Source organism: Mycobacterium sp. UM_11 (assembly GCF_001414075.1).
Lineage (GTDB): Bacteria > Actinomycetota > Actinomycetes > Mycobacteriales > Mycobacteriaceae > Mycobacterium.
In genome coordinates this window covers 1-5,094 of the sequence record NZ_LATC01000176.1, presented here as the reverse complement: position 1 = coordinate 5,094, position 5,094 = coordinate 1, and the positions used below count along the sequence as shown (strand labels likewise).

At 69.2% G+C, this 5,094-nt stretch carries 5 protein-coding genes and 1 pseudogene; 3 read left to right on the top strand and 3 right to left on the bottom strand.

The features are described from left to right. Positions 1-343: pseudogene (locus tag WU80_RS24045) on the top strand (cation transporter); the annotation flags it as partial. On the opposite strand, the gene WU80_RS24040 reads toward WU80_RS24045, so the two are convergent. Continuing rightward, positions 340-747 (bottom strand): DUF3151 domain-containing protein, encoded by a 408-nt coding sequence (locus WU80_RS24040; RefSeq protein ID WP_055405598.1) that lies wholly within the window; start codon positions 745-747, stop codon positions 340-342. The pseudogene WU80_RS24045 and the gene WU80_RS24040 sit on opposite strands and share 4 nt — an antisense overlap. 124 nt (positions 748-871) lie before the next feature. Here WU80_RS24040 and WU80_RS24035 point away from each other — a divergent pair, with 124 nt between their 5' ends. Continuing rightward, positions 872-1,702, top strand: coding sequence for a hypothetical protein (locus tag WU80_RS24035; RefSeq protein WP_055405597.1), 831 nt, complete (start codon positions 872-874; stop codon positions 1,700-1,702). Here the strand turns inward: WU80_RS24035 and fbaA are convergent. Beyond that, complete coding sequence (gene fbaA, locus WU80_RS24030) at positions 1,699-2,733, bottom strand: class II fructose-bisphosphate aldolase (protein ID WP_055405599.1); 1,035 nt, start codon at positions 2,731-2,733, stop codon at positions 1,699-1,701. The genes WU80_RS24035 and fbaA overlap by 4 nt on opposite strands. A gap of 58 nt (positions 2,734-2,791) precedes the next feature. On the opposite strand from fbaA, the gene WU80_RS24025 reads away from it, so the two are divergent. Further along, positions 2,792-3,493: a DedA family protein gene (locus WU80_RS24025; RefSeq protein ID WP_055405596.1), complete on the top strand. Its 702-nt coding sequence runs from the start codon at positions 2,792-2,794 to the stop codon at positions 3,491-3,493. Here WU80_RS24025 and WU80_RS24020 read toward each other — a convergent pair. After that, positions 3,452-5,094, bottom strand: a 1,643-nt coding sequence (locus WU80_RS24020) for an acetoacetate--CoA ligase (RefSeq protein WP_055405875.1), incomplete at its 5' end; no start/stop codon positions are given. The two genes, WU80_RS24025 and WU80_RS24020, sit on opposite strands and share 42 nt — an antisense overlap.

Below are 5,094 nucleotides of genomic sequence, written 5' to 3'. Positions count from 1 at the left end.
TGTGTATAAGAGACAGGTGCTGGTCGCGCTCTGGGTGCTGCCGCGGGCGATCTCGCTGGCCCGCGACGCGTTGCGGATCCTGTCCGAGGCGTCACCGACCCACATCGACGTGGAGGAGCTGCGCTCGGCGCTGGGCGCCGTCGACGGCGTGACCGAGGTGCACGACCTGCACGTCTGGACGCTGTCGCCGGGCAAGGACATGTGCACCGCGCACCTGCGCAGCTCCGGCGACTCCGCCCGGGTGCTGCAGGAGGCCCGTTCCGTGCTGTCGGCCCGCGGGCTGGAGCACGCCACCGTCCAGATCGAGTCGCCGGGCGACGCGGGGTGCTCGGAAAGCTTCTAGAGCCCCAGCGCCGGCCGCGCGGCCGGATCGCAATCGTCGAGCAGATCCAGGCAACGGAGGAACTCGTCGGTTTCGCCGATCGTGTCGGCGGCGCGCGCCAGGGCCGCCACACACCGCAGGAACCCGCGGTTGGGCTCGTGCGAATAAGGCACCGGGCCGAAGCCCTTCCACCCGTTTCGCCGGAGCTGATCCAGGCCGCGGTGGTAGCCGGTGCGGGCGTACGCGTAGGCCGTGATGGCCTGGTCGTCGGCCAGCGCCTGCTCGGCCAGCGCCGCCCACGCCACCGACGCCGACGGGTGCGCCGCGGCGACGATCCCGGGCTTCTCGCCGGCGAGCAGCTCGGCCTCGGCGTCGGGATCGCCCGGCAGCAGGGTCGGGTCGGGTCCGAGAAGGTCTCGCGTCATGACTCCCATCCTCCCAGCCGCGTCGTTTTGCCGGGACGCCGGACCTCAACCATCGCCCCATCGAGGGGGGCGGGTCGCTAAGCTCTCCAACTAGCCCACCCGATAGCGGAGGACAGCAGCACTCATGCCCCATCCACCCGAGCCCGACCGCGGCGGCGCGCCGAACCCGCCCGGGCACGAATGGGCCGCGCCGTCAAGCGAAGACGCGACCGAGGGCGTCCCGCTGGTGCCGAGCGACGCCGAGACCGAGACCGTGGTGATCAAGCCCGAGCCCGGCGCTGCCCCGGCGGATGCCGGCGAGGACTACGACGCCCAGCAGCGCGAGCGCCGCTTCACCGCGCCCGGTTTCGACGCGAAAGAGACCGCGGTGATCGCCACCACCCCCGAGCCCGCCACCGAGGTCTTCGCCTCGCCGCCGGAGGGCATCCCCGCCCAGCCCGAAGTGACCTCGAAAGCTGCTGTGCCGCAATCGATTCCGCCTCGGCTCGGGGGAAAGCTGCGCACCTCCCGGCAGTTCAACTGGGGCTGGGTGCTGGCGCTGGTGGTGATCGTGCTGGCGCTGGCCGCGATCGCGATCCTGGGCACGGTGCTGCTCACCCGCGGCAAGCACACCAAGGTGTCGCAGGAAGACCAGGTCCGCACCACCATCCAAAGCTTCGACACCGCGATCCAGAAGGGCGACCTGACGACGCTGCGCACCATCACCTGCGGCACCACCCGCGACGGGTACGCCGACTACGACGAACGCTCGTGGGACGAGACCTACCGACGGGTGTCGGCAGCCAGGCAGTATCCGGTGATCGCCAGCATCGACCAGGTGGTGGTCAACGGCCAGCACGCCGAGGCCAACGTGACGACGTTCATGGCCTACGACCCGCAGGTGCGTTCGACCCGAAGCCTGGACCTGCAGTACCGCGACGACCAGTGGAAGATCTGCCAGTCCCCCAGCGGTTAGACGCCCACGGACTTGCCGGCGCAGTGCAGGTCCTCGCAGGCCTCGACCACGCGCTCGCTCATCGACGCCTCGCCCTTCTTCAGGTAGCTGCGCGGGTCGTAGACCTTCTTGGCGCCCACCTCGCCGTCCACCTTCAGCACGCCGTCGTAGTTGGCGAACATGTGGCCGGCGATCGGGCGGGTGAACGCGTACTGGGTGTCGGTGTCGACGTTCATCTTCACCACCCCGTAGCGCAGTGATTCCTCGATCTCGGACTTCAGCGAGCCCGAGCCGCCGTGGAAGACGAAGTCGAACGGCTTGGCATCCTCGGGCAGCCCCAGCTTGGCCGCCGCGACCTTCTGGCCCTGGGCCAGGATGTCGGGGCGCAGCTTGACGTTGCCCGGCTTGTAGACGCCGTGCACGTTGCCGAACGTCGCGGCCAGCAGGTACTTGCCGTGCTCGCCGTGGCCCAGCGCGTCGATGGTCTTCTCGAAGTCCTCCGGCGTCGTATACAGCTTGTCGTTGATCTCGTGGGCGACGCCGTCCTCTTCCCCGCCCACGACACCGATCTCGATCTCCAGGACGATCTTGGCGGCCGCGGCCGCCTTGAGCAGTTCCTGCGCGATCACCAGGTTTTCGGCGATCGGCACGGCGGAGCCGTCCCACATGTGGGACTGGAACAAGGGATGGCCGCCGGCGCTCACCCGCTCCGCGGAGATCGCCAGCAGCGGGCGGACGTAGCTGTCCAGCTTGTCCTTGGGGCAGTGGTCGGTGTGCAGCGCGACGTTGACCGGGTACCGGTCGGCGATCACCCGGGTGAACTCGGCGAGCGCCACCGCGCCGGTCACCATGTCCTTGATCCCCAGGCCCGACGCGAACTCCGCGCCGCCGGTGGAGAACTGGATGATGCCGTCGCTACCGGCGTCGGCGAAACCCTTGATGGCGGCGTTGACCGTCTCCGACGACGTGCAGTTGATGGCGGGGAAGGCGTACGCGTTCTGTTTGGCGCGGCCCAGCATCTCGGCGTACACCTCGGGCGTGGCGATGGGCATGAGCTCCTCCTGGCGGCTGGGCCCATCCAGTATCGCAACAACGGTATGTTGAAGCATCGTGAGCACCACCGTGACGGCCCTGCCCCACATCTTCGACCCGATGTACTGGTTGGGCGCCGACGGCGTTTTCGGCTCCGCGGTGCTGCCCGGCATCCTGATCATCGTCTTCATCGAGACCGGCCTGCTGTTTCCGCTGCTGCCCGGCGAATCGCTGTTGTTCACCGGCGGGCTGCTGGCCGCAGGTGCGAACCCACCGGCCAGCATCTGGGTGCTGGCCCCCGCCGTCGCCCTGGTGGCGATCCTGGGCGATCAGACCGGGTATTTCATCGGCCGGCGGATCGGCCCGGCGCTGTTCAAGAAGGAAGACTCCCGGTTTTTCAAGAAGCACTACGTGACCGAGTCGCACGCGTTCTTCGAGAAATACGGTCCGTGGGCGATCATCCTGGCCCGGTTCGCGCCGTTCGTGCGGACGTTCGTCCCGCCGGTCGCCGGGGTGTCATACATGCGCTACCCGGTGTTCCTGGGCTTCGACATCGTCGGCGGCATCCTGTGGGGCGGCGGCGTGACGCTGGCGGGCTACTTCCTGGGCAACGTGCCGTTCGTGCACCACAACCTGCAGAAGATCCTGCTGGCCATCCTGGTCGTCTCCCTGACGCCGGCGTGCATCGCGGCCTGGCGCAGTTACCGGGGCCGCCGGCGCGCGGGGGCCGAGCCGGACTCAGGACACCCGACTTCTGCGGTACGCAACGAAAGCGTCTAGCAGCTCGGGGCGGTCGATCGAACTCTGCTGCACCGCCTCGCCGGGTGCAGCGCCCAGCAGGATCCGCTTGATCGGGATCTCCAGCCGCTTACCGGTCAGCGTGCGCGGTATCCCCGGAACCGCCAGGATGTCGTCGGGCACGTGGCGCGGCGAGGCGTGCTGACGGATGGCCGCCACGATCCGCGACCGCAGCGCCTCGTCCAGCTCGGCGCCGTCCGCCAGGGTCACGAACAGCGGCATCCAGTAGCCGCCGTCGTCCTGCTCGACCCCGACCACCAGGCAGTCGCCCACCTCGGGCATGCCCTCCACCGCGGTGTAGATCTCGGCGCTGCCCATCCGCACGCCCATGCGGTTCAGCGTGGCGTCCGAACGACCATGCACCACAACGGATTCCCGCTCGGTGATGGTGATCCAGTCACCGTGACACCACACCCCCGGGTACTTGTCGAAATAGGCGGCGCGGTAGCGACTGCCGTCGTCGTCGTTCCAGAAGAACACCGGCATCGACGGCATGGGCTCGGTGATCACCAGTTCGCCCTCCTCGCCGACGACCGGCTGGTTGGGTCCGGCCCAGGATTCGATGGCCGCGCCCAGGCAGATGCAGGACAACTCGCCGGCCACCACCGGCAGGATCGCGCAGCCGCCGATGAAGGCGGTGCAGACGTCGGTGCCCCCGCTCATCGAGATCACCGGCACCGATCGGCCGAGTCCCTCTTGGACCCAACGGAATCCGGAAGCCGGCAGCGGTGAACCGGTGGAACCCACGGCGCGCAGCCCATCCAGGGCATAGGTCGCCCCGGGCTTCAATTCCTTTTTGGCGCAGGCCAACAGGTAGCCCGCCCCGGCGCCGAGCACGTTGACTTGCGCCTCGGCGGCGACCCGCCACAACCCGTCGGTGCTCAAATGCGTTGGGCTGCCGTCGTATAGGACGATGGTGGTGTCCACCAGCAGGCCGGACAGCAACAGGTTCCACATCATCCAGCTGGTCGACGAGTACCACAGGAACCGCTCACCGGCGCGCAGGTCCAGTTGCAGGCCAAGGTATTTCAGGTGCTCGATCACCGTGCCGCCGTGCCCGTGCACGATGCCCTTGGGCTTACCGGTGGTGCCCGAGGAGAACATCACCCACAGCGGGTGGGCGAACGGGACCGGTGTGATCTCCAGCGGGGCATCCGCGGCGAGGGCCGTCGCCCATCCGACGGTGTCGCCCTCGGCCGCGAGCCCGAGCCGGGGCACCACCACCGCGGCCCGCAGGCTGGGCATCGCGCGCCGGATCGTGTCCAGCTCCGCGCGCCGGTCGATGCGCTTGCCGTCGTACACCGACCCGTCGGTGGCCACCAGCACGGCCGGCTCCACCTGGCCGAGCCGGGCGATCACGCCGTCGACCGAAACGTCCTGGTTGCACACCGCCCAGATGGCGCCGACGCTGGCGGCGGCCAGGGCGGCGACGGCCGCCTCGCCGACATTGGGCAGATACCCGACGACGGCGTCCCCGGGCCCCACCCCCAGGCCGCGCAGGTACGCCGCGAAGGCGCCGGTCTCCCGGCGCAGCCGTTCCCACGACCACTCGCATGCGCCGTCCTGTCTCTTATACACATCTC